The following is a 22,016-nucleotide window of genomic DNA, read 5'->3' on the forward strand; positions in this document are numbered from 1 at the left end:
ATTCGTTATTTCTAGAAACAAAGAAATATCCTCGCCCTAACATAGAAAAAACCTGGAAATTCCCCAGGTTTTAACCTCTTCTATTTAAAAGTCATTTACATCTTCTCAGGTGCGGTTACTCCAATTAAGTTTAGCCCATTTGCAATGGTAGTACGGACTGCTTTCATTAACGCAAGTCTTGCATTGGTTAACTCGATATTTTCGGTATCTAATACTTTCTCTGCATTATAAAAGCTGTGCAGCAAGGATGCTAATTCAAATACATATTGCGTAATTTTCTGTGGTGTATGCTTTTCAGCAGCATCCACAATAACTTGAGGGAATTCTCCCATCTTCTTCAACAAATCAAGCTCTTTCTCAGAGGTTAATAAAGAAGAATCGAATGATTGCTTAACCTCTATCCCTTTTGCTTCTGCTTGCTTTAGCATCGTGCAAATACGAGCATGTGCGTACTGTACATAGTATACCGGGTTATCATTGGATTGGGAACGAGCAAGCTCCACATCGAAATCAAGCTGAGAATCGTTTGAACGTGCCACAAAGAAATAACGTACCGCGTCCACTCCAACCTCATCCATTAATTCTCTAAGTGAAACAGCATTTCCTGTACGCTTACTCATACGTAGCTTTTCTCCACCATCAAAAAGATTTACCATTTGAATGATTTTTACATCTAAGCGTTCTGGATCATAGCCTAATGCTTCAATTGCCGCCTTCATTCTAGGGATATAGCCATGGTGATCAGCACCCCAAACATTGATTAGCTTGTCAAAGCCACGGTTTAACTTATTTTGATGATATGCAATGTCTGGTGTTAAGTACGTAAATGCTCCGTCATTTTTCACTAATACACGGTCTTTGTCATCACCGAAATCAGTCGAACGGAACCAAGTAGCACCGTCTTGTTCATAGATATAGCCACTATCCTTCAATTTCGCTAATACATCGGTAATCTCGTCATTTTTGTATAGACTTCTTTCTGAGAACCAATTATCAAACTCAACTCCGAAGTCCGCTAAATCTGTTTTTATTTTCCCAAGTGTATGCTCTAAACCAAACTCTTTAAAGAATGCTAAGCGCTCTTCCTCCGATTTATTCGCCCATTCTTCTCCGTGCTCCTCAGCCAATTGCTTCCCTATTGCTACAATGTCCTGACCATGGTACCCGTCCTCAGGCATTGCGACATCCTTACCTAATGCTTGTAAATAACGTGCATTGACAGATAGAGCTAGATTATCAATTTGGTTACCTGCATCATTAATATAATATTCTCGTTCTACTTCATATCCTGCTGCACTAAGGACATTACATAATACATCTCCAAAGGCTGCCCCACGAGCATGGCCTAGGTGAAGATTTCCTGTCGGATTTACCGAAACAAATTCCACTTGAACTTTTGTCCCTTTTCCATGCTCTGTTTTTCCATAGGCTTCTCCAGCCTCTAAAATGGTTGGAATTAAATCGGTTAAGAAATCATTTTTCATGAAGAAGTTAATAAATCCAGGTCCTGCAATATCGACCTTTTCTACTGATGCTTTTGAAGCGTCTAAATTAGCTACGATAGCTTCAGCAATTTGCCTAGGTGCTTTTTTGGCAACACGTGCCAGTTGCATGGCAATATTCGTAGCGAAGTCACCATGGGATTTATCTTTTGGTTTTTCTAATACGACATCTGGGATTTCCGTTTCTTGTGCTAATTCTGCTTTTAATACGGCAGCACGTATTTGTTCTTTTAAATTTGTTTCCGTTTGTGCTAAGACGTTCATTCTTCTTCCTCCTTGTTAAACGTGAGTGTAAGCGTATGATTACGTTCATCTTGTCCGTTCAGTTTTACGGTATATTCCACTTTTAAATGACCTGCTTGCTCGCCACTTAGTGCTTGGTAATCAATTGATTTTGTAAAAGTTTCCATGTGAATGTGACCATGTGGGTGGTTATACACATTCTCCGTCACTTTCTCCGAGCGAAACTGCTGATTCATTGAAACGAGTCCAGACCGTTTAATATTCACTTTTCCTGGTTGAATGGTAATCATACTCTTTATCGCGTGATCCCCTTCCACCTTTTCCTCAAAAGCTAATACGTCCATATTATTCTTCTGATAAAAGTTACCAATCTGCTTCACGGTGCTTGTTTCTTTCAGACCATTATCCTCAATTACCGTATGTAAATGAATGGTTACTTGGTTTTTCATTTTGTCGCTCCTATTATTTGCTCATATTTTACTATTATAGCGACAATCTAAGTCGTATTTCAATATATATAATCAGAAGTTTATTTCCTAGTCTGTTTTCCCATAATGATAATAATTGACAATATACGACAAAACAAATGGAGATTAGGATATGAAGAAAACCATTCTAGCCAAAAAACTCAGACGTATTGTATTGAAAATGACTATCGGAATCACGTTATTCTTTGTCTCAGGAATTCTACTTCTATATCTTATCGCCTTTTTACTAGGTCCGCCTAGTCTGTTAAATGATCAAAGGACAATTTACTATAGTGCTAATGGTGAAATGATTGGTGAAGAGCATGGTGTAGAGAACCGTTCTTGGGTCGATTTGGAAAATATATCCCCCAATTTGATTGATGCGACATTAATGATTGAGGACCAGCGCTTCTATAAACATAACGGCTTTGATATAAAGCGTATCCTAGGAGCAATATTAAAGGATATCAAAACCATGTCTTTAAAAGAGGGGGCGAGTACACTAACCCAGCAATATGCACGCAATCTTTATCTTTCACATGAAAAAACATGGACAAGAAAGCTGAAAGAGGCATTTTATACATTAAGACTAGAAATGTTTTACTCGAAGGAAGAAATTTTGGAAGGATATTTGAATACGGTTTACTATGGTCATGGTGCCTATGGAATTGAAGCAGCAAGTCATTACTTTTTCAATAAAGAAGCTAGTGATTTGACGATCGCGGAGGCTGCTATGCTTGCCGGAATTCCTAAAGGACCGACATACTATTCGCCTCAAAATGATTTAGAAAGAGCAACAAACAGGCAGCAGCAAATACTAGCCATTATGCAGCAAAAAGATATAATCTCAGAAGAAGAATATTTTTCAGCCAAAAGTGAGCAGCTCGTATTTACGGACCCATCCGAAAGAAAACAGCTTAGCATTGGTCCCTATTTTCAAGACACCGTGCTAACAGAGGCTACGGAACTTCTAGATATTGACCAAGAATCCGTTCGGTCTGGCGGGTATCAAATTTACACAACATTAGATATTAATCTACAGAAGCAATTGGAAGAAAGTATTGTCCAAACGATTCAGGATTCAAGCAAAATAGAGGTCGGTGGGGTAGTAGTGGATCCCCATAACGGGGCGATTCGTGCATTGGTTGGTGGCCGTAGCTATGAAAAAAGCCCATTTAACCGTGCGATACAAGCCAAGCGGATGCCAGGTTCTACATTTAAGCCGTTCTTATATTATGCAGCCTTAGAACATGGTTATACGGCAACGACAATGCTAATGAGTAAACCGACTACTTTTGAAATTGATGATGGACAAGTTTATCAACCAAGCAATTTTAACGGATATTATGCGAATGAACCAATTACGTTAGCCCAAGCTCTTGCCTTGTCCGATAATATTTACGCTGTAAAGACAAATATGTATTTAGGAGTAGAAACGCTTATTGACACAGCTAGGAAATTTAGAATTACTAGTAAGTTACCATCTGTGCCTTCCTTAGCACTCGGTACCGCAACTGTTTCAGTCGAGGAAATGGTTTCTGGTTATGCCATGCTTGCTAACGGTGGCTACTCGATTGACGGCCATACTATTGAAAAGATTGTTGACCGGGAAGGAAGAACTGTCTATAAACGCGATGAAAGCAGGAAAAAGCCAGTGTTAGATCCACAAAAAGCCTTTATCTTAACACAGCTAATGACTGGCACTTTCGATGAGTCGCTTAATGGCTATATGTCCGTTACTGGTTCTTCTATAGTGGATAATCTAACCCGTACCTACGCTGGCAAAACTGGTTCTACCGATTCAGACAGTTGGATGATTGGGTTCAGCCCATCCCTTGTAGCTGGCATTTGGACTGGCTATGATGATAACCGAAGCATAACCTCCGTACCAGAACGCTCCTATTCCAAGGAAATATGGAGCACCTTTATGGAGCAAGCTCATCAAGATATCCCAGAGGAGCACTTCGAAGCCCCAGATGGACTAGTTGCCGTACCAGTTGACCCAACTACTGGATTGCGTGCAACACCACATTGCCCAACAAGTACCGTCATGTTCTTTGAAAAAGGTACCGAACCAGAGTTTTATTGTAAGGAACATTTTTATGGGGATGAAATAGAGCAAGATGATAAAGAGAAAGGACTATTCCGACGTTGGTTTGAAGTGTTTTTTGATTGAGGTTAGGGGTTGGGTCTCTTTGGGGCATGTGCTGGTGTGGTTGGCGCATCTCCCTCCCATCCAACACAAAAAAGAAGCCGACATCCCGCAAGTGTCCAGTTTGCAGGTGTCGGCTTCTTTTTTGTCCTAGTAATACATGAGTAAGCCCATGTATTAATTAGTTTACAAATTTCTGAAGCAAAGTACAAGATTTTATTAAAAGATTCATTTTTCAGACACAAATTGTTCACTTTTTTAATATTTTTTTCCAGTAAAGATAAGAAAAGCCTAGACGGCATGGTTTGAGTCGTAGGAAATAAAAGACATAAGGCGACTAGAGGAAGCTGGTGGTTCCTTAACTTACGGAGGGCTAGTCCCTAGATACCCGGAGCTAGTACACTTTACGTTTATACTTCCATTAAAAAAAGGACTAATAACAATTCCGTTACTAGTCCCTCTTCTTACTATTCTAATGCTTGCTTTAATTCATCGGTAGAGTTTTCCCAGAATTCTGGTTTAAACTCTTTTAAGAAGTCACGTAATAAATGTCTAGACTGTTCATCCATATGGTCGACGATGACATGGCCTTTAAGTGATTTTTCCATATGCTTCACATGCTCTGGCATGGATTTGTATGCTATTTTGTTTGGGCGATCAACTAGAATTTCGCATCCTGCCACTCCTGCATAGTAAGGGCCGTTTTCATTACGGTCGACGTTTACCCATACTATCCAATATAATTTTCCATCGGGTACTTTGGTGCGATCTGGTTGGAATTTCACCCGGCGTTCTACATCACTTCGAGCGTGCATGGCACCCATATCAACATAGGCTTTGTTTTCATTCGGGTCAACAATCACGGATGACATGTTTTCTAAACTAATTGCTCCTACCCCATAGCCCCCATGCCCGTCATTGGAATCATCTTTAATAATCGTAAATCGGTTTTTATTATCTCCGCTCATTCGTAAACCTCCTATACAAACTGTTTATCCACTATTGTAGCACAGCTTGCTTATTTATTTCACGACTATCGTTACTGTAGCTTCCGATTTAACTCGTCAATTAACTTCCAGGCATCCGCCATTTCTTCGTCACTATATTTTTGTTTTGGTTTTACCGCATGTACTTTAAGTTCCACTTCATCCTTTGGTAAATCTTTAAAATATAGCATTGTAGACACTAGTTCTAGAAAACGAGAGGTTTTGCCTTTTAGTAGCTCAATGCTTTCAGAACAATTTGGCATGTCCACACTGTATTGGCTTAAAAACGCAACACCATCATCCGTTAACGTATAGTGATATTGAAAATAATTGCTTTTCACTTCTTTTTCTTCATTGATAAAACCTAAATTACATAACTCCTCCATTCGTAATGAGAGCTCTTCCGAATAAGGACCGTAAAAGTGAAATTGGAATTTTTCCTCAAAAGGAATACCAAATGATTGTAGAATATAGACCATTTTTTGCAGTTTTTTTCTACCGGTCACTTGCTTTGCCTCAGAAAAAAACTGCATTAGCTTTGCATGATTATCTAGCATTTATTCCATCTCCTTGCTATATAGAATTCCTGTGATTTCTTGTACGATTTTTTCATCTTTGATTGCATATAAAAAGTCTTTAGGGAAATATAATTTATGATCCGTTCTTTTTTTACCTGAGATGGATTCTACGATATCTGACTGTCTTGAAAGCTCCTTAAATGATCCATTTGGCATCAACAGGTGAATCGGAAGTCTCTCTTCTTCTTCACCTGGACGATAAAAGTCATATGGTAAATCCGATGAAGAATCCATGACAAGATAGTAATCTGGATTAATCCCTGCTTCTTTAAAAAGCTCGATTAAACGTAATAAATCAGCAACCTGTTTATTAGGATTAAATTCTACGTACTTAAATAAGCGTCTATTCATGAATCGCTCGCATAGATCGCTTAGTATTTCATCTTCTTCCTGTTGCCATAGCTGGAAGTAATAATGAACAATAGACTCATCTAGCTTTAAATATTCATCCAATGAAACATCCCCTGCGAAAAAGGACAGGAAATGGGTCGGTTGTAGGGTAAAATTATAATCTGATTCATATAAATGCTTTGCACGATGTAATATCTTAGTTAAAATGACCTCTGCACTTCTTGTTACAGGGTGGAAGTACACTTGCCAGTACATTTGATAACGACTCATAATATAATCTTCCACAGCATGCATCCCAGAAGATTTAATCACGACTTGGTCTTCCATCGGGCGCATGACACGCAAAATACGCTCCATGTCAAAATGGCCGTAGCTTACCCCAGTAAAATAGGCATCACGCTGCAGGTAATCCATTCTATCGGCATCAATTTGGCTAGATATTAAGCTAACAACTAATTTATTCGTATGTGTTTTACCTATTACATCCGCTACCTCCTGAGCAAAACCAGGACTAACACGTTCTAGCACTCTATTCACACCTGTATCTCCGAGAATGATAGCCTGTGTAAAGTATTCATGGTCCAGCTTAAACACCTTTTCAAAGGAGTGAGAAAATGGACCATGTCCTAAATCATGTAATAATGCCGCAGCCATACATAATAGACGCTGATCATTATTCCAATGTGGTCGGTCCTGAAAATTTTCTATAATACGCCGGACAATTTCATAAACACCTAATGAATGATTAAAGCGGCTATGTTCTGCCCCATGAAACGTAATATTGGTTGTTCCTAATTGTTTTATTCTACGAAGGCGTTGGAATTCAGGTGTTGCAATTAAATCCCAGATCACTCGATCACGAACATGGACATATCGATGTACTGGATCTTTAAACACCTTTTCTTCATGCAGTTTTTCATCTTTGTAGGCCACAGTGTTTCAACTCGTTTCTATTCGACGATTTTGTTATCATTATATAATAGATACTCAGGCGAAAAAAGACATTTTTCTGAAATGGTAAAGGAGAACAACATGAAAAATTGGCAAGAAATCATACATCATACGACATTCCGCTACATTGATCATACGAAAGAAAAATATTTTCATAACGTGTCGAATACCGCATTAACGTCCTTTGCAATTGATGATGCCCTTGCGACCTCTGTAAGCTTGGCAAAGTCACCTCCCAGCATGAGACTATGGGTCCACCCCAAAACGATTGTACTTGGAATTCCAGATGCACGTTTACCTTATGTAGATGAAGGGGTAAAGCTATTAAGAAGTCATGGCTATCAAGTTATCGTACGAAATTCTGGGGGGCTAGCTGTTGCACTCGATGAAGGCGTTCTAAATTTATCCCTTGTACTGCCAGGGGTAAAACATCTGTCGATTCATGAATGTTACGAAGCCATGGTTAGCTTTATTCAATACATGCTCCGTGATATCACAAATGAAATTGAGGCCTATGAAATTGTCGAATCCTATTGTCCTGGTGACTATGATTTAAGTATTAATGGGAAAAAATTTGCCGGAATTTCGCAACGCAGAGTCCGTGATGGTGCCGCTATCCAGATTTATTTAGATATTGAGGGAAATAGCCATGAGCGTGCAACTCTGATTCGACAATTTTATGATATTAGCTTAAAAGGGGAAGAAACGAAATTTACCTATCCAACTGTTAATCCAAACGTTATGGAATCTTTGTCGAACCTTACCGGACAACACTTGACAGTTCCCGACATGATTGGACGCGTTTTAGCCACTTTGCAAGAATTAGGAGAAGTCGTCGAAATACCATTTTCCGAAGATGAGCTGGATGAATTTTCCAACCGATATAAACAGATGGTAAAGCGGAATGAGAAAATAGTAAAAATGCAAGAGGAAGCTTAATGGAGTTGAATTAAGCTTCCTTTTTCCATTGTATAGACATGACCACCATCAAATGCCTGCAGATTTCCATTTTTAAAATATATTCCCGTTTGCTCATCAATACCATAGTTGTGGGCTGAATGTATATCCCTTGTCAACTGTGTGAGATGCTCCTGCTCATTCCACTGTGTGAAGTGCACCGCAATTAATGTGTCTTTAATTAATCCTAGTCCCGTTCGTTTCTGATAGTGATCCCAGCCACCATCCCGTGCGGAAATCACACATAATTCCGGACTAATTAATGCACCTGCAGAAAATCCCGCAACAGGAATCCCCTTCTCATAAGCATTTCGTACGGCATCTGCTATTTCCGTATCTACAATACAATCCGCGTATTTAGCCGTATCTCCGCCACAAATAATGATTCCATTACTACCTTTGATGATGCTAATCGCCTCTTCCACTGGTGTAGATGGTAAAGGTACATTGGAATATTCCGCTTGACTGAAATTGGATAATCGATCCGTATAGCGGTGAATGATAGGTTCCCCACCATCTATAAAAAGGATTGCTATTGGCCCAGGTGAAGTCAATTCCATAAATTCCTTGGCAAAAATAGCAGTAAAAGGTGAACCACCACCGAAAAGAAATAAATGCTTATCCATTCCCCCTCAGCCCCTGTCTTAATATTTTGAACCATTATAACATAAGAAAAAGCCTGCAATAGATTTTTTCTATAACAGGCTTTTCTCTTATTACAATGCTTGAGCAGCGGTGATTAATGCAAGATTATAAACATCCTCCGCACTACATCCACGTGACAAGTCATTTACAGGCTTATTTAACCCTTGTAGGATTGGACCAACTGCTTCAAATCCACCTAAGCGTTGCGCAATTTTATAGCCAATATTTCCAGCTTCTAAACTTGGGAAAACAAATACGTTCGCATCCCCTTGAATAACTGCATCTGGTGCCTTTTTCGCTGCAACACTTGGAACAAATGCTGCATCAAATTGGAATTCGCCATCAATTACAAGAGAAGGATCTTTTTCCTTAGCAATCTGTAATGCTTCCACCACTTTTTCCGTTTCTGGTGACTTCGCAGAGCCTTTTGTAGAAAAGCTTAGCATTGCTACTTTAGGATCCACCCCGAATAATTTAGCTGTTACTGCAGACTCCACAGCGATTTCTGCTAGATCATTACTATCTGGTGTGATATTGATAGCACAATCAGCAAACACATATTTTTCATCACCACGAACCATGATAAATACACCTGACGTTTTCTTCACGCCTTCTTTTGTTTTAATGATTTGTAGTGCTGGTCGTACCGTGTCTGCTGTTGAATGGGCCGCACCACTTACAAGACCATCTGCTTCATTCATGTACACTAACATCGTACCAAAGTAATTTTCATCCACTAACATTTTTCGAGCATCTTCTTCTGTTGCCTTCCCTTTTCGACGTTCGACAAAAGCCTGTACCATATCGTCAAATTTTTCATAGCTGCTTGGGTCAAGGACAGTTGTTGCACTTAAATCGACATTTAATTCAGAAGCCTTTTGTTGTACTGCATCCTTGTCACCAATAACGATAGGGTTCAGTACTCCCTCTGTTCCTAGCTTACTAGCAGCGGTAAGAACACGCTCATCTAATCCTTCTGGAAAAACGATTGATTTATTTTTGCCGTTAATCTGTGATTTTACCTCATCAAATAAGTTACTCATTATCTTACCTCCAATTGTTGTATGTACTTAATATGTATCAACATGATGTAAAAGTTGCACATATCGTGTTGTTTAAACCAATTATCATCATAGTATAAAATGCCCTAGAATGAAATGAAATGACTCAGCAAGAAATCGACAATCTGGTGACAACCCTACTAAAAAACCGGTTAACCATTGATATATCAATGTTCCTCCATCATTTAATAGGAAGCCCTCTTTCATGATTATGCCATTCATTTGTGATATAGTAAACATATGAAATAGATATTACTACGAAGGAGAGATATATATGGTAGAAGCTGTCGAAACAATGGATGGATGGTATAGCCTACATGATTTCCGCACAATAGATTGGACTTACTGGAAAACTGCAACTCCAGAAGAAAAGAAAGAAGCTATTGCTAGCTTTGAAGCACTCATTACGAAATGGGATGCTGTCGAGGAAGCAAAAAACGGGTCTCATGCCATGTATAAAATTGTCGGTCAAAAAGCAGACCTTATGTTTATGTTCCTCCGCCCAACCATGGAAGAATTAAATGAGCTAGAAACAGAATTAAACAAAACTAAATTTGCTGAGTTCCTAACTCCTGCTCATTCGTACGTTTCTGTAGTTGAGCTTTCTAAATATCGCCCTGCTAAGGATGGAATCGATCCTGAAACATTACCTGAAACACAAGCTCGCTTAAAACCTATCTTACCAAAATGGGAGCATGTTTGTTTTTACCCAATGGATAGACGTCGTGTAGGAGATGAAAACTGGTACACCTTAGAAAAAGATGTTCGTGGTAAATTACTTTATGAGCACAGTAAAACAGGTCGTAAATATGCTGGTAAAGTAAAACAGATCATTACTGGTTCTATCGGTCTAGATGATTGGGAATGGGGCGTAACTTTATTCGCTCACGAGCCACTACAATTCAAAAAAATTGTATACGAAATGCGTTTTGATGAAGTTAGCTCACGCTATGGTGAATTCGGTGAATTCTTTGTCGGAAACTTATTGAAAAAAGAAGAAATCGCTAAATTCTTGGAAGTATAAAACGAATAAACAAGACTTTCTGTTTCGACAGGAAGTCTTTTTCTATGCGGTTTTTGCAAGTTTTGATGAAAATACAAAGATTTTGTCAAAATCAGGACTGTGTCTAATATGTAGGATAATGTAGTAGAGGGATTCCCTACCCTGGCTTCAAAGATTTACCTCTTATGCGAATTGCTAATCGTAGTAGCTACCTAACAGGAAAATTATACTAGCTGAAAATTATATCAACCACAAGAGAAACATACCCATTTATCTCATCGCCAAACTTTTACTCTCTCCCCTACCTCGATCCCACTATAAATTTTCTAAAAAATATCTAGGCATATCACTTCCCACCCATACATACATATAATCATAGTAGACCTTGGATAGAAATGAGGTGTACTAATGGCGGTAATATCACATAACGAGAGCGATATTGATCTATTGGCACGTCTAATACGTGCTGAAGCAGAAGGTGATGGCAAACAAGGAATGTTAATGGTTGGAAATGTAGGGGTAAACCGTGTTCGAGCTGACTGTCTTGATTTTGTAGATATAAGAAGTATTCATGATATGGTATATCAACAGCCTGGTGGCTTTGAAGCCACTATTAAGGGATATTTTTATCAGCGGGCGCGAGAGTCTGAAAAGCGATTAGCTCGCCGGACGATTCAAGGGGAAAGGTTCCATCCTGCGAGTAATGCTTTATGGTTTTTTAGACCTGATGGAGCTTGTCCAGCTCAATGGTATAACCAATGGAACAGTGGAAGGTTTAAAGCACATTGCTTCTTCGCCCCATCCGCCGAAGATTGTCCAACTGTATTTTAAATAATTTTTAGGAGGTTTTATAGAATGTCTGAACATAACAACCAAGGAAAGTCTCAACAAAATGCTAACTATAGCCAACAACCTTATTACTATTTCCCACCAACTTCTCCAGCATTTTATCCAGCATTTCCATATCGCCAATTTGGATTCCCACAGCAACAGCCCGGTCAACAGCAACAGCAACAACAATCACCATTTATTGATGTTCCAGGAATGCTACCAGCGGAGCAATCTTACATCGAGAACATCTTACGTCTAAATCGCGGCAAAGTTGCGACCGTTTATATGACGTTTGAAAACAATCCAGAGTGGAACGCCAAAATCTTTAGAGGGGTGATTGAGGCCGCTGGTCGAGATCATATCATACTTAGTGATCCACAAACCGGGAAGCGCTACTTATTACTGATGGTGTATTTGGATTATATTACATTCGATGAAGAACTAAATTATGAATACCCTTATGGAACTAACCCAAATCTAGCTACCTTCCCACCAAGATAAACAACGATTTGCATACAACTAGTTAGCTCCGGAAATGTACTTTTCTTTCATTTATTTCCGGAGCTAATAAAGTATCATGTTATTCGTTTATCTCAGATAGAAAACTAATTAAAAGTACTATAAAAGTGGCTGGGACATAAGAATTTATCTTAAAGGAAAAACCGAATGATGAGCAAAGACCCCGCTCCGGAAATATACTTCGCTTTCCAAGGGCGGCTGGTGAGGCTTCGCACTGCGGGGTCTCACCTATGCCTATCCTCCCGTAGGAGTCTAGGTATATTTCCGGAGCTAGTATCGTGTATCATTCGGTTTTACATTTAATTCTTGTAGTTATGTCCCAGCCTTTTTACATCACGTTATTTGCGAGGCGACTTTATATGCGACATCCATATAATAAATTTATACAAGGTGAACTGGTTGCAATTGGACTCGCCATAGTTTGCGGACTTATCGCATTAATACAAGGCGTTTTTTTACTTATCGTTATTTGCCTTTACCTACTAGCAGCAAGCCTTGTGTTTGACGGACTCATCGCCATGAATATGCGCAATCCAAACCACGGTGTCAAACAAATGCTAAGAGCGGCAATCCTGTTTCTATTAACCACTTTCCTATTCATTTTCTTATAGGAACTTGATAATCGTATATCCCAGTAAAATCCAGCCAATTAAAAATGCTACCCCGCCAAGAGGGGTTATCATAGCGAAGGTTTTAATGCCTGTAGTGGAATAGATATATAGGCTACCTGAAAATAGGACAACCCCAATAAAGAATAACCACCCAGCCCAAGACAAGCTTCCGGACTGTAGTTTCCATCCAATTAATCCTGTTACAAACAATGCTACGGTATGGAACATCTGATATGTAACAGCCTTTTCCCATGTACGTAAAGCTTTTTCTGTTAGCTTACCTTCCAGTCCATGTGCTCCAAATGCACCAATGGCTACAGCTAGAAAACCATTAATGACACCTAATATTAAAAAGATCTTCATCTCTTTGTACACTCCCTATTAAAAATCAAAAATCGAATCACCATTGCCTTCATCATCGAGCTCAATGGATCGTTTAAAGGTCTGTTGTGAAGTTGAGTTTGCTTTTGGTGTTTCTCCTATCATGGCTTTTAATTCTTTCTCACTGATTGTATCTGTTTTTTCCACTGTTGGTTGTGGTTCGCTTTCTGGTAAAAATAAATCACATAATAAACGTATATTTTCTATGTTCTTAAGCATTTCTGCTTGGTTATGCTGATTCTGCATTGCCTGCTTTAGTTCTAGCATCATTTTCTGTAGAATCCGCTCATTTGCAACGGCCACTTGTGACACTCCTCTTCTTCCTTAATCATTCCTCTTTATCATACCGAAAAGTATTACCATCATAAAGTAAAATAGACTTCTTCCAGGAAAATTAAAAAAGCCTTGAGCATCTCAAGACTTATACTTACATCATTAGGGAAAAGCCAAAGTTACGCACTTTGATCCTTATTCTCTTCTAAATAGCGACTAAAAACCCATTGCAAAAATTTAATCTCATCACTACTAAGCTTGCGATCTAGTTTACCTTCTATGTCTTTATGCATTTGCAAATAGTGTTTCATACGCTACTATTCCCCTTTCGTATAAACCATAAATATATATTACAATTTTTTGAATATATACTCAACATGTTTTTTATTAAATAGTGATTAATAACTAAAAAAATAATAGATAGTAGAAAAATACAATATATAAAAGTACCATTCTCTACTGCGATAGCTGTTCGTTTTTACCCAGATTTTCCTCTAGTAAACTAGATTTTTAATAAAAATTCATTTTGACATATATATATGCGAAACTTATACTATTAACAGTGATTTAATTACTATTATTTTAATATACTAATACTAAACATATGAACAAGGTGGTTTGACATGAAACATTCATACACACTTAAGGAGCAGTTAAAATTTATAATCCCCTCGCTTCTAGGTATTTTCTTTTTTATGATTCCAGTAAAAACAGCTGATGGATTTTCCATCCCGATTGCAATCTTAGCAAATTGGGTACAAGATGTGCTTGCTGGACAATTATCACTAATCATGATGATCATCATTTCTTTAACAGCCGTATTAACCATTCTTGCAAGAGTGATTGGTATTGATGCTTTAGCCAAAACTCCATTTTTTAAAAAACTACTTTATGTTAATTGGTTTTGGACCATTGCTAGAGTCCTTGCAGCTGTCTTTGCTATTATGGTTTATTTTAAAATTGGACCCGAGGCAATCCATGGTGAAGATACAGGGCAACTATTATTAGATGATCTATTACACGTATTATTTGCCGTCTTTTTATTTGCTGGTATTTTTCTACCGTTGTTAATGAACTTTGGACTAATGGAATTATTCGGTACACTCGCAACAAAGATCATGCGCCCATTATTTAAGCTACCAGGTAGATCCTCAATTGATGCATTAGCATCTTGGATTGGTGATGGTACTATCGGGGTTCTACTTACTAGTAAACAATATGAGGATGGATACTATACGAAGCGTGAGGCTGCCGTTATTGGTACTACCTTTTCAGTTGTTTCGATTACATTTTCTTTAGTAGTCATTGCTCAAGTCAATCTTAGTCATATGTTTGTTCCATTCTATATTACGATTCTGATTGCCGGACTAGTTGCAGCATTAGTAATGCCAAGAATCCCTCCACTTTCACGAAAAGCGGATACGTATATTAATGAACAAGCTTCTGGGATTGAAGAAGAAATACCAGAAGGCCATAACTCATTGTCCTTTGGTTATAAAAAGGCAGTTGATCGTGCGAAAAAAGAATCTAGTATTTATCAGTTTGTAAAAGAAGGTAGCCAGAACGTTTTAGATATGTGGATGGGCGTTGCTCCTGTCGTAATGGCTTTCGGTTTAGTTGCTCTTATCATTGCGGAATATACACCTGTATTCCAATGGTTAGGTATGCCGTTTATTCCGATCTTAGAGCTAATGCAAGTACCATTTGCACAAGAAGCATCTGAAACGATTCTAATTGGATTTGCTGATATGTTCCTGCCATCCCTTATCGGTTCATCGATAGAGGCGGAAATCACAAGATTTATTATTGCGGCATTATCGGTTACACAATTAATCTACATGTCAGAGGTGGGGGGACTTTTACTAGGCTCCAAAGTACCAGTTTCGTTCAAAGACCTAATCGTTATCTTCCTGCTTCGAACGCTTATTACATTACCAATTATCGTACTTATGGCACATATTATTTTCTAACCTAATTGCCATTTTGTTTAGGAACATTCCCTAAACTAAAGCAAATAATCCCGTATCACATTAACCGTGATACGGGATTATTACTATTTCTAGAAAAAGGGGGGCTACTTATATATACGTAATCCATTGGAAGAAAGTTTCAACAGGCTAATAACTTATTACCATTTTTTTCATATTCGTCATTTTACACTCGATTAATGGCTGACTCATCATGATCACTGGTTTACTAGAAAGTGCTAACACGATGAGCATGGAAACTCCGGCAAGCCCTATCACATCAAGGGGACTGCTTACTTGGAAGATATCAAAAGCACGGAAATATTGAATAATAAAGCCATGTAACAGATAGACATAAAGCGTTCTTTCTCCTAGTTTAGTCATGCTATTCCGTTTAGTCGGAATCCACGCAAGAACACTCGCTGCCATTAAGGTTGAGGTTGCATACACTAACAGTCTTGCTACCCCACCAAATTCCGTCATTCCAAGATCAAAGTAAGATTTAGAAGCAAGCAGCCAACCAGTATTAACGTCAGGCGCAAAATATATCCCAACAGCGATGAACACCATCACCATAACCGATACTATTTTCACGCTCTTACGCTTCAACAGCATCACATGCTCTTCCTTCAACCAATAACCTAATAAGAAGTATGGGAAGAACACAAATGTCCTCGATAAACTAAATGAATGGCCAATTGCCGCTAAATAGCCAACAGTTATACCAAGTAATATTGCAACTAGTAAACTAGCATACGCTGGTAGCCTCTTAAATAAGATTAATAACATATGCCAACTAAATAAACTAATTAAAAACCACAATGACCAATGTGGGTAAAATATATCTGTTAACCAATTGGATTTCCCAATTAAATAATAGTAGGAAGAATAGATTAATTGAAAGATTACATATGGAAGTAAGAGCTTTTTAGCTAAATTGATAATATACCCTTTATTCCCAAAACCTTTAGCAAAGAATCCAGATAAGAATATGAATGCTGGCATATGAAACGTATAAATCCACGTATACAGCGTATGCATCCCCGCTGAACCGTCAATATAGGGCTGGATAACATGCCCAAACACCACTAAGAAGATTAAAAGTACTTTCGCGTTGTCAAAAAAGGCGTTACGTTCCAAGGCTCTCATTCCTTTACAAATTATTTCAAACAAAATCTTAATCACTCTTTACCCGCTTCAAAACAAAAATACGCATATTCCAACACGATTTAGAGGGGTTGTTAACAACATGTAAAGGCAATGAAAGATTGAAAATGGACTGTAATCTGTGTAATTGGATTAAATTGGTGGATTTGGGAGGGGGCTTTCTTTTGGGTGGGGGAGCTTTCAAACGGGGTTGAGGAGCTTCTTTTACTTTGGGGGTATCTTGCTTCGGGGCGGGCTTATCTTCCTCCCAATCGTGCTCATCTCCTCTCGCTTTGGGCCCATCTTCCTTCCACTAGGGCGCATCCTCCTCCGCTTTGGGCCCATCTTCCTTCACATCGGGCGCGTCTCTCCACACTTTGGGCTCATCTTCCTTTCACTCGGGCTCATCTCCTTCCAACTTGGGCTTATCTCCCTTCCACTAGGGCGCATCTCTCCCCGCTTTGGGCTTATCTTCCTTCCGCATGGGCGCATCTTCCACCGCCTTGGGCTCATCCTCCTTTCCCTCGGGTGCTTCTCCTCTCGCTTTGGGCTTATCTTCCTCCCCATCGGGCTCATCTCCTCACGCTTTGGGCTCATCTTCCTCCCCATCGGGCGCATCTCCTACCGCTTTGGGCTTATCTTCCTCCCCCTCGGGCTCATCCTCCACCACTTTGGGCTCATCTCCTCCCTCCTTGGGCGCATCCCCCTTCTCCAAAACCCTCCCCCACCACAAACAAGAAACCCCCACCATACAAGTGAGGGTCTAACCTACTGTGCTGCTTTCTTTTTAGTGGTTCCTTTTTTCTTCTTAGGTTGTGATGGCTTTGGTTTATCCTTTTTAGCTCGATCTAATGATGCTTGTAGAGCTCCCATCAGGTCTGTAACATTGTCTGGCTTTGGCTTGTCCTTTGCGGTAGTGGTTTGGTCGGTATTTTTCTTTTCTTCAATTAATTCTACTAATGCTGTTCGGTATTCTTCCTTATATTTGTCGGGTTCAAATTCGGTTGTAAGTTGGTCGATTAACATTTTAGCTGTATCTAATTCTTTTTTAGCAAGTTCTACATTTTCAGGAATATTTGGGACCTCTTTCACATCTCTAACTTCATCGGGATAATGAATAGTCTCCACTACTAATGCATTTTTATAAATACGAATGACGGCTAACTGCTCTTTAGAACGGATCATCATTTTGGCTACACCGATTTTCCCGCTTTCTTCCAGGGCTGCTCGTAATAACCCATATGCCTTACTGCCACCCTCATTAGGCGACAAATAATAGCTCTTTTCATAGTAAATTGGATCAATATCCTCCAACTTTACAAAATCAATTATTTCTACTGCCTTATCCTCTTGCTCTTTTTTTAACTCTGCCAGATCTTCTTCGTCTAGAATAACAAATTTATTTTTTGCATATTCATACCCTTTGACGATATCCTCTGTTCCAACTTCCTTTTCACAGATAGGGCATACTTTCTCATACTTAATAGGCGACTTACATTCCTTATGAAGCTGTCTTAAGGAAACATCCTTATTCTCCGTTGCTGCGTGCATTTTTACAGGTATATTCACTAGCCCAAAGCTAATGGTTCCCTTCCACATCGTATGCATTCGAAATCCTCCCTTTTTCATAGTTTGTCGAAGTTCATGATTTTTAATCGTTGGATGATTATTTTATCGTTATTTCAACCATCCTATTATGGAAGGGAGTTATTCCTATGGATGTTATGAAACCAATCGCGACAAAGGATATTCCAAAGGGTGAAGACTGGCTATATGAAGTGAAATATGACGGATTTCGTTGTGTCCTACATTGGGGGGAGAATGGCGATATAAAGCTTATCAGTAAAAATAAAAAAGATCTTACGCCACAATTTCCAGAAATTGTTGCTTATTGCAGAGAGAAAGCAGCAATAGTTAAAAAGCATCTTCCCGTAAGCATAGATGGGGAACTGGTTATCTTAAATAATCCATACCAGTCCAACTTCTCCCTTATTCAAAAGCGTGGTCGCTTAAAGAATAAGGAGTCTATCGAAAAAGCTGCCCAATCAAGACCGGCAACCCTACTGGCATTTGATTTGTTTGTATTAGCAGGATCCGACATATCTAAGGAACCTTATGAGGCTAGAAAAAGGGCATTATCATCATTCTTCGACAAAGGAAGAATATGTCGTCATGTGGGGAATCGGCTTGGTTTAGTAAAAGCTTTTGAAAATCCTGACGAACTATGGAAAATCGTCTTTGACCATAAAGGGGAAGGGATCATTGCCAAACGGAAAAAGAGTCCCTATCGTCCAGGAAAGTCTCATCAGGATTGGTATAAGATTAAAAATTGGCGATTGATACACGCTTTTCTAACGGCATATGATAGCAAAAACGATTATTTCACTGTACAGGTCTTTGATGAGGAAGCATTATATTCTGTTGGTAAATGTAAGCATGGACTACCAGATACCGATTTTGATACCTTGAAGAAATTGTTTATCGAAAACGGCGAAAAGAATGGCGTAAACTATACTCTTCCACCTGCAGTCTGTGCCGCAATACACACCTTAGATATTTACCAAGGGGAGCTCCGCGAACCTGAATTTAACCGGATTGCAACAGAGATAAAGCCAACTGAATGCACGGTAGAGAGATTAGAACTGGATTTAGCTATGCTGCCTAGCGTAATTGAGTTTGCCAATACGGACAAATTGTATTGGCCCGCGGTTGGTCTGACTAAAGGAAATTTCTTACGCTATATTCGCGAAATATCTCCGTACATGTTACCTTTCTTAAAGAATCGAGCACTTACCACTATACGTTGTCCAGATGGTGTTGATGGTGAGTCTTTTTTCCAAAAGCATCTCCCCTCCTATGCACCGGATTTTATTACAGGGATTGGGGAAGGCGATGAGAAAATCATGGTATGTGATTCACTTGAATCGTTATTATGGTTTGCTAATCATGGTACATTGGAATATCATGTTCCATTCCAAGTCGTAACGAGCAAGATGCCAAACGAGATTGTGTTTGATTTGGACCCACCAAGTCGAGATGAATTTATTTGGGCGATTAAAGCAGCTCGCATTATTAAACAGTTGCTTGATGACTTACAACTAAAATCCTTTATTAAGACCTCTGGAAATAAAGGCCTCCAAGTCCATATTCCAATCCCAGAGGAAAGTATGACCTATGAAGATACCGGAGTATTTACCCAAGCAATAGCCTACACGGTAGAAAGCCAGCATCCCGATCTGTTTACTACAGAAAGAATGAAAAACAAACGAAACGGTAGGCTCTATATCGATTACGTTCAGCACGGAAAGGATAAGACATTAATTGCTCCTTATTCAACAAGAAAAACGGCAGAAGGAACCGTAGCAACACCCCTGTACTGGGAGGAAGTAACAGACGAACTACGACCAGAAATGTTCACGGTAGAAAATGTGGTAAAGAGAGTTCAACAAAACGGTTGTCCGTTTCGGGATTATTTCTTAGTCGGGGAAGAGCAAGACATGGCGCTAGTGATAAAATTAATCCAATAGGTGGCAACTATTAACTAGTTTCCACCTTGATTGTTTCTTCTTTTCTTGTAAATCACATTCCACACCCTTATAATTGCTCCTATCAATAGCACCAGAATTGTAATAAGAATGATAGGACTAGAACTCTCTAGTTCTACCCCTTGATTCACTTTTTCCTCTTCTATCCTATTCCATTCATCTGCGTTCCTTTCCGCCATTCCGTAACTGGCTGGTAATGAAAACAAAAAAATAAGTGAAACAAGTATCGCAAAAACATTTCGTTTCAACTACACATCCATCCCTTCTTATCATAAAAATATTGAAGGTCGTATGTTGTATGGGTGGCATCATTTTTTACTATGTAAATATACTTTACTTTTCATCGAACAAAAATATAACCGTTCCTACATATAATCTAGGAACGGTTATCGTTATATTATAGAGATTTTGCTTCTTCAATTGCGGTTTTATCATTAAATACTTTACTATTAAAGTTTCCAAGTATTCTTGATGTTAATGTACCAGTAACCATTGCACCATTAACATTTAATGCCGTACGTCCCATGTCAATGAATGCTTCAATTGAAATCAATAGACCCGCTAATCCAACTGGTAATCCCATAGAGGAAAGAACGATAAGTGCAGCAAATGTTGCTCCACCACCAACACCAGCGATTCCGAATGAGCTAAAGCCAATAATTAATACAAGTGGAACTAAGAATTCCCAAGTTAATGGATCAATTCCAACAGATGGCGCGATCATGACCGCTAGCATCGCAGGGTAAATACCGGCACATCCATTTTGCCCCATAGTCGCACCGAACGATGCAGACATATTGGCGATACCTTCTTCTACACCTAGTGCATTTTTCTGAGCAGAAACATTTAATGGAATTGTTCCTGCACTTGAACGTGAAGTAAAGGCAAAGCTTAATACAGGCAATACTTTTCTTACATAATTTATCGGATTTAAACCAAACACACCTACTAATACTAGGTGAATAATAAACATAATGGCTAATGCTAAGTAAGATGCTAATACAAACTTACCAAGCTGTAAAATTCCTGCAAAATCTGTTGTAGCTACCGTATTCGCCATTAAGGCTAAAATACCGTATGGTGTTAAACGTAATACTAGAGTCACGATACGCATGACAACACCATATACCGCGTTAACCATTTTCGTAAAGGTCTCCGCTTGTTCTGGATTTTTGCGACGTAATCCCAGAACGGCAACCCCAACAAAGATGGAGAAGATTACGACCGCAATAACAGATGTTGAACGAGCTCCTGTCATATCTAAGAAGATATTAGACGGAATAAAGTTTAAAATACGCTGTGGTGTTGTAACTCCTTCTACATCAGACGAATAACGTTCTTCCAGTGAAGCAGCACGATCTTGTTCTGCTTGCCCTGCTGTAATTTCTTCTGCATTTAAATCAAATATCGTTGCCGCAGCAACCCCGACTAGAGCCGCTACCATTGTCGTAACAATGAGAAGTCCAATAATCCAACTTGCCATTTTACCAAGCTGCGCTGTTTTCTCAAGGTTTGTAATTGCTTGGATAATCGATATCATAACCAACGGCACAACAATCATCATTAGGAAGTTAATATATCCTCGCCCAACGATACTGTACCAATCTGTCGTTAAAGCAAGCGTGTCAGATCCACTTCCATAAATCCATTGTAATAACGCTCCTAGTACAATCCCTAATCCTAGACCTGTAAATACTCGTTTCGTAAAGGAAACATGTTTGCGTTGCATATAAACTAATAAACCAATAATAACGAGTAATACGGCAATATTTAAAATGACCATCCAGTCCATGTATAAATCCCCCTCTAATTTTTTATAAGTTATGTCTTCTACATGACTATCGCTA

23 protein-coding genes are annotated in these 22,016 nt (G+C 39.0%); 8 read left to right on the forward strand and 15 right to left on the reverse strand.

Going from position 1 to position 22,016, the window contains the following annotated elements; genetic code table 11:
- Positions 1–95: 95 nt before the first annotated feature.
- Positions 96–1,766, reverse strand: coding sequence for an arginine--tRNA ligase (gene argS, locus AAIB49_RS04830; protein WP_343457360.1), 1,671 nt, complete (start codon positions 1,764–1,766; stop codon positions 96–98).
- A complete protein-coding gene (locus AAIB49_RS04835) occupies positions 1,763–2,194 on the reverse strand; it encodes a YwiB family protein (protein WP_211741120.1) in 432 nt (143 codons plus the stop codon). Before AAIB49_RS04835 ends, argS begins: the two co-directional genes overlap by 4 nt.
- A gap of 151 nt (positions 2,195–2,345) precedes the next feature.
- Here AAIB49_RS04835 and AAIB49_RS04840 point away from each other — a divergent pair, with 151 nt between their 5' ends.
- Positions 2,346–4,388, forward strand: a complete 2,043-nt coding sequence (locus AAIB49_RS04840; RefSeq protein WP_343457361.1) for a transglycosylase domain-containing protein — start codon at positions 2,346–2,348, stop codon at positions 4,386–4,388.
- A 443-nt stretch (positions 4,389–4,831) separates the two neighbouring features.
- On the opposite strand, the gene AAIB49_RS04845 is transcribed toward AAIB49_RS04840, so the two are convergent.
- The 3 genes from AAIB49_RS04845 to AAIB49_RS04855 form a co-directional block, all read right to left on the reverse strand.
- Positions 4,832–5,332, reverse strand: coding sequence for a YwhD family protein (locus tag AAIB49_RS04845; RefSeq protein ID WP_186868294.1), 501 nt, complete (start codon positions 5,330–5,332; stop codon positions 4,832–4,834).
- A gap of 71 nt (positions 5,333–5,403) precedes the next feature.
- Positions 5,404–5,907 (reverse strand): YwgA family protein, encoded by a 504-nt coding sequence (locus AAIB49_RS04850; RefSeq protein ID WP_339213091.1) that lies wholly within the window; start codon positions 5,905–5,907, stop codon positions 5,404–5,406.
- The gene (locus tag AAIB49_RS04855; protein WP_186868292.1) at positions 5,908–7,212 is read right to left on the reverse strand and encodes an HD domain-containing protein; all 1,305 of its coding nucleotides are present in this window, start codon (positions 7,210–7,212) and stop codon (positions 5,908–5,910) included. It lies immediately after the preceding gene.
- Between the two features lie 99 nt (positions 7,213–7,311).
- Here AAIB49_RS04855 and AAIB49_RS04860 point away from each other — a divergent pair, with 99 nt between their 5' ends.
- Positions 7,312–8,169 (forward strand): lipoate--protein ligase family protein, encoded by an 858-nt coding sequence (locus tag AAIB49_RS04860; protein WP_339213088.1) that lies wholly within the window; start codon positions 7,312–7,314, stop codon positions 8,167–8,169.
- On the opposite strand, the gene AAIB49_RS04865 is transcribed toward AAIB49_RS04860, so the two are convergent.
- Positions 8,166–8,813: a Type 1 glutamine amidotransferase-like domain-containing protein gene (locus AAIB49_RS04865; protein ID WP_339213086.1), complete on the reverse strand. Its 648-nt coding sequence runs from the start codon at positions 8,811–8,813 to the stop codon at positions 8,166–8,168. The genes AAIB49_RS04860 and AAIB49_RS04865 overlap by 4 nt on opposite strands.
- Positions 8,814–8,903: 90 nt before the next feature.
- Complete coding sequence (pta, locus tag AAIB49_RS04870) at positions 8,904–9,875, reverse strand: phosphate acetyltransferase (protein ID WP_343457362.1); 972 nt, start codon at positions 9,873–9,875, stop codon at positions 8,904–8,906.
- A gap of 292 nt (positions 9,876–10,167) precedes the next feature.
- Here pta and hemQ point away from each other — a divergent pair, with 292 nt between their 5' ends.
- The 4 genes from hemQ (at position 10,168) to AAIB49_RS04890 (ending at position 12,857) form a co-directional block, all read left to right on the forward strand.
- Positions 10,168–10,917 carry a hydrogen peroxide-dependent heme synthase gene (gene hemQ / locus AAIB49_RS04875; protein ID WP_339213083.1) on the forward strand — a complete coding sequence of 250 codons (750 nt, stop codon included), beginning with the start codon at positions 10,168–10,170 and terminating at the stop codon, positions 10,915–10,917.
- A gap of 387 nt (positions 10,918–11,304) precedes the next feature.
- On the forward strand, positions 11,305–11,727 hold the full coding sequence (locus tag AAIB49_RS04880; protein WP_186868287.1) for a cell wall hydrolase: 423 nt from the start codon (positions 11,305–11,307) through the stop codon (positions 11,725–11,727).
- Between the two features lie 24 nt (positions 11,728–11,751).
- Positions 11,752–12,228, forward strand: a complete 477-nt coding sequence (gerQ, locus tag AAIB49_RS04885) for a spore coat protein GerQ (protein WP_343457363.1) — start codon at positions 11,752–11,754, stop codon at positions 12,226–12,228.
- Positions 12,229–12,605: 377 nt separating this feature from the next.
- Entirely contained in the window at positions 12,606–12,857 is a 252-nt protein-coding gene (locus AAIB49_RS04890) for a hypothetical protein (RefSeq protein ID WP_186868285.1), read from the forward strand.
- Here the strand turns inward: AAIB49_RS04890 and AAIB49_RS04895 are convergent.
- The 3 genes from AAIB49_RS04895 to AAIB49_RS04905 all read right to left on the reverse strand — a co-directional run bounded on the left by AAIB49_RS04895 (position 12,852) and on the right by AAIB49_RS04905 (position 13,822).
- The gene (locus AAIB49_RS04895) at positions 12,852–13,220 is read right to left on the reverse strand and encodes a DUF423 domain-containing protein (RefSeq protein ID WP_343457364.1); all 369 of its coding nucleotides are present in this window, start codon (positions 13,218–13,220) and stop codon (positions 12,852–12,854) included. The genes AAIB49_RS04890 and AAIB49_RS04895 overlap by 6 nt on opposite strands.
- An 18-nt stretch (positions 13,221–13,238) precedes the next feature.
- Entirely contained in the window at positions 13,239–13,541 is a 303-nt protein-coding gene (locus AAIB49_RS04900) for a YwdI family protein (protein WP_343457365.1), read from the reverse strand.
- A 149-nt stretch (positions 13,542–13,690) separates the two neighbouring features.
- Positions 13,691–13,822, reverse strand: a complete 132-nt coding sequence (locus AAIB49_RS04905) for a hypothetical protein (protein ID WP_255488048.1) — start codon at positions 13,820–13,822, stop codon at positions 13,691–13,693.
- Positions 13,823–14,134: 312 nt separating this feature from the next.
- Here AAIB49_RS04905 and AAIB49_RS04910 point away from each other — a divergent pair, with 312 nt between their 5' ends.
- A complete protein-coding gene (locus tag AAIB49_RS04910) occupies positions 14,135–15,481 on the forward strand; it encodes a YjiH family protein (protein ID WP_343457366.1) in 1,347 nt (448 codons plus the stop codon).
- A gap of 147 nt (positions 15,482–15,628) precedes the next feature.
- Here the strand turns inward: AAIB49_RS04910 and AAIB49_RS04915 are convergent, their stop codons facing one another.
- The 3 genes from AAIB49_RS04915 to ku form a co-directional block, all read right to left on the reverse strand.
- Positions 15,629–16,618 (reverse strand): acyltransferase family protein, encoded by a 990-nt coding sequence (locus AAIB49_RS04915; protein WP_343457384.1) that lies wholly within the window; start codon positions 16,616–16,618, stop codon positions 15,629–15,631.
- A 586-nt stretch (positions 16,619–17,204) separates the two neighbouring features.
- A complete protein-coding gene (locus AAIB49_RS04920; protein ID WP_343457367.1) occupies positions 17,205–17,339 on the reverse strand; it encodes a hypothetical protein in 135 nt (44 codons plus the stop codon).
- 53 nt (positions 17,340–17,392) lie between these two features.
- Positions 17,393–18,232, reverse strand: a complete 840-nt coding sequence (ku, locus tag AAIB49_RS04925) for a non-homologous end joining protein Ku (protein WP_343457368.1) — start codon at positions 18,230–18,232, stop codon at positions 17,393–17,395.
- Between the two features lie 107 nt (positions 18,233–18,339).
- Here ku and AAIB49_RS04930 point away from each other — a divergent pair, with 107 nt between their 5' ends.
- Positions 18,340–20,151, forward strand: coding sequence for a DNA ligase D (locus AAIB49_RS04930; protein WP_343457369.1), 1,812 nt, complete (start codon positions 18,340–18,342; stop codon positions 20,149–20,151).
- Between the two features lie 14 nt (positions 20,152–20,165).
- Here AAIB49_RS04930 and AAIB49_RS04935 read toward each other — a convergent pair whose 3' ends face one another.
- Together AAIB49_RS04935 and AAIB49_RS04940 are read right to left on the reverse strand one after the other, a co-directional pair.
- Complete coding sequence (locus tag AAIB49_RS04935) at positions 20,166–20,417, reverse strand: hypothetical protein (RefSeq protein WP_343457370.1); 252 nt, start codon at positions 20,415–20,417, stop codon at positions 20,166–20,168.
- 149 nt (positions 20,418–20,566) lie between these two features.
- Positions 20,567–21,961 (reverse strand): L-cystine transporter, encoded by a 1,395-nt coding sequence (locus AAIB49_RS04940; RefSeq protein WP_186868279.1) that lies wholly within the window; start codon positions 21,959–21,961, stop codon positions 20,567–20,569.
- Positions 21,962–22,016: the final 55 nt, after the last annotated feature.

Origin of the sequence: Ornithinibacillus proteolyticus (assembly GCF_039581225.1) — a bacterium.
GTDB classification, from domain to species: domain Bacteria; phylum Bacillota; class Bacilli; order Bacillales; family Amphibacillaceae; genus Ornithinibacillus; species Ornithinibacillus massiliensis.

Bases quoted from the DNA above. Each gene is read 5' to 3' on its own strand.
- argS (WP_343457360.1), bottom strand. From the start codon at position 1,766: ATGAACGTCTTAGCACAAACGGAAACAAATTTAAAAGAACAAATACGT.
- AAIB49_RS04835 (WP_211741120.1), bottom strand. From the start codon at position 2,194: ATGAAAAACCAAGTAACCATTCATTTACATACGGTAATTGAGGATAAT.
- AAIB49_RS04840 (WP_343457361.1), top strand. From the start codon at position 2,346: ATGAAGAAAACCATTCTAGCCAAAAAACTCAGACGTATTGTATTGAAA.
- AAIB49_RS04845 (WP_186868294.1), bottom strand. From the start codon at position 5,332: ATGAGCGGAGATAATAAAAACCGATTTACGATTATTAAAGATGATTCC.
- AAIB49_RS04850 (WP_339213091.1), bottom strand. From the start codon at position 5,907: ATGCTAGATAATCATGCAAAGCTAATGCAGTTTTTTTCTGAGGCAAAG.
- AAIB49_RS04860 (WP_339213088.1), top strand. From the start codon at position 7,312: ATGAAAAATTGGCAAGAAATCATACATCATACGACATTCCGCTACATT.
- AAIB49_RS04865 (WP_339213086.1), bottom strand. From the start codon at position 8,813: ATGGATAAGCATTTATTTCTTTTCGGTGGTGGTTCACCTTTTACTGCT.
- pta (WP_343457362.1), bottom strand. From the start codon at position 9,875: ATGAGTAACTTATTTGATGAGGTAAAATCACAGATTAACGGCAAAAAT.
- hemQ (WP_339213083.1), top strand. From the start codon at position 10,168: ATGGTAGAAGCTGTCGAAACAATGGATGGATGGTATAGCCTACATGAT.
- AAIB49_RS04880 (WP_186868287.1), top strand. From the start codon at position 11,305: ATGGCGGTAATATCACATAACGAGAGCGATATTGATCTATTGGCACGT.
- gerQ (WP_343457363.1), top strand. From the start codon at position 11,752: ATGTCTGAACATAACAACCAAGGAAAGTCTCAACAAAATGCTAACTAT.
- AAIB49_RS04890 (WP_186868285.1), top strand. From the start codon at position 12,606: ATGCGACATCCATATAATAAATTTATACAAGGTGAACTGGTTGCAATT.
- AAIB49_RS04895 (WP_343457364.1), bottom strand. From the start codon at position 13,220: ATGAAGATCTTTTTAATATTAGGTGTCATTAATGGTTTTCTAGCTGTA.
- AAIB49_RS04905 (WP_255488048.1), bottom strand. From the start codon at position 13,822: ATGAAACACTATTTGCAAATGCATAAAGACATAGAAGGTAAACTAGAT.
- AAIB49_RS04910 (WP_343457366.1), top strand. From the start codon at position 14,135: ATGAAACATTCATACACACTTAAGGAGCAGTTAAAATTTATAATCCCC.
- ku (WP_343457368.1), bottom strand. From the start codon at position 18,232: ATGCATACGATGTGGAAGGGAACCATTAGCTTTGGGCTAGTGAATATA.
- AAIB49_RS04930 (WP_343457369.1), top strand. From the start codon at position 18,340: ATGGATGTTATGAAACCAATCGCGACAAAGGATATTCCAAAGGGTGAA.
- AAIB49_RS04940 (WP_186868279.1), bottom strand. From the start codon at position 21,961: ATGGACTGGATGGTCATTTTAAATATTGCCGTATTACTCGTTATTATT.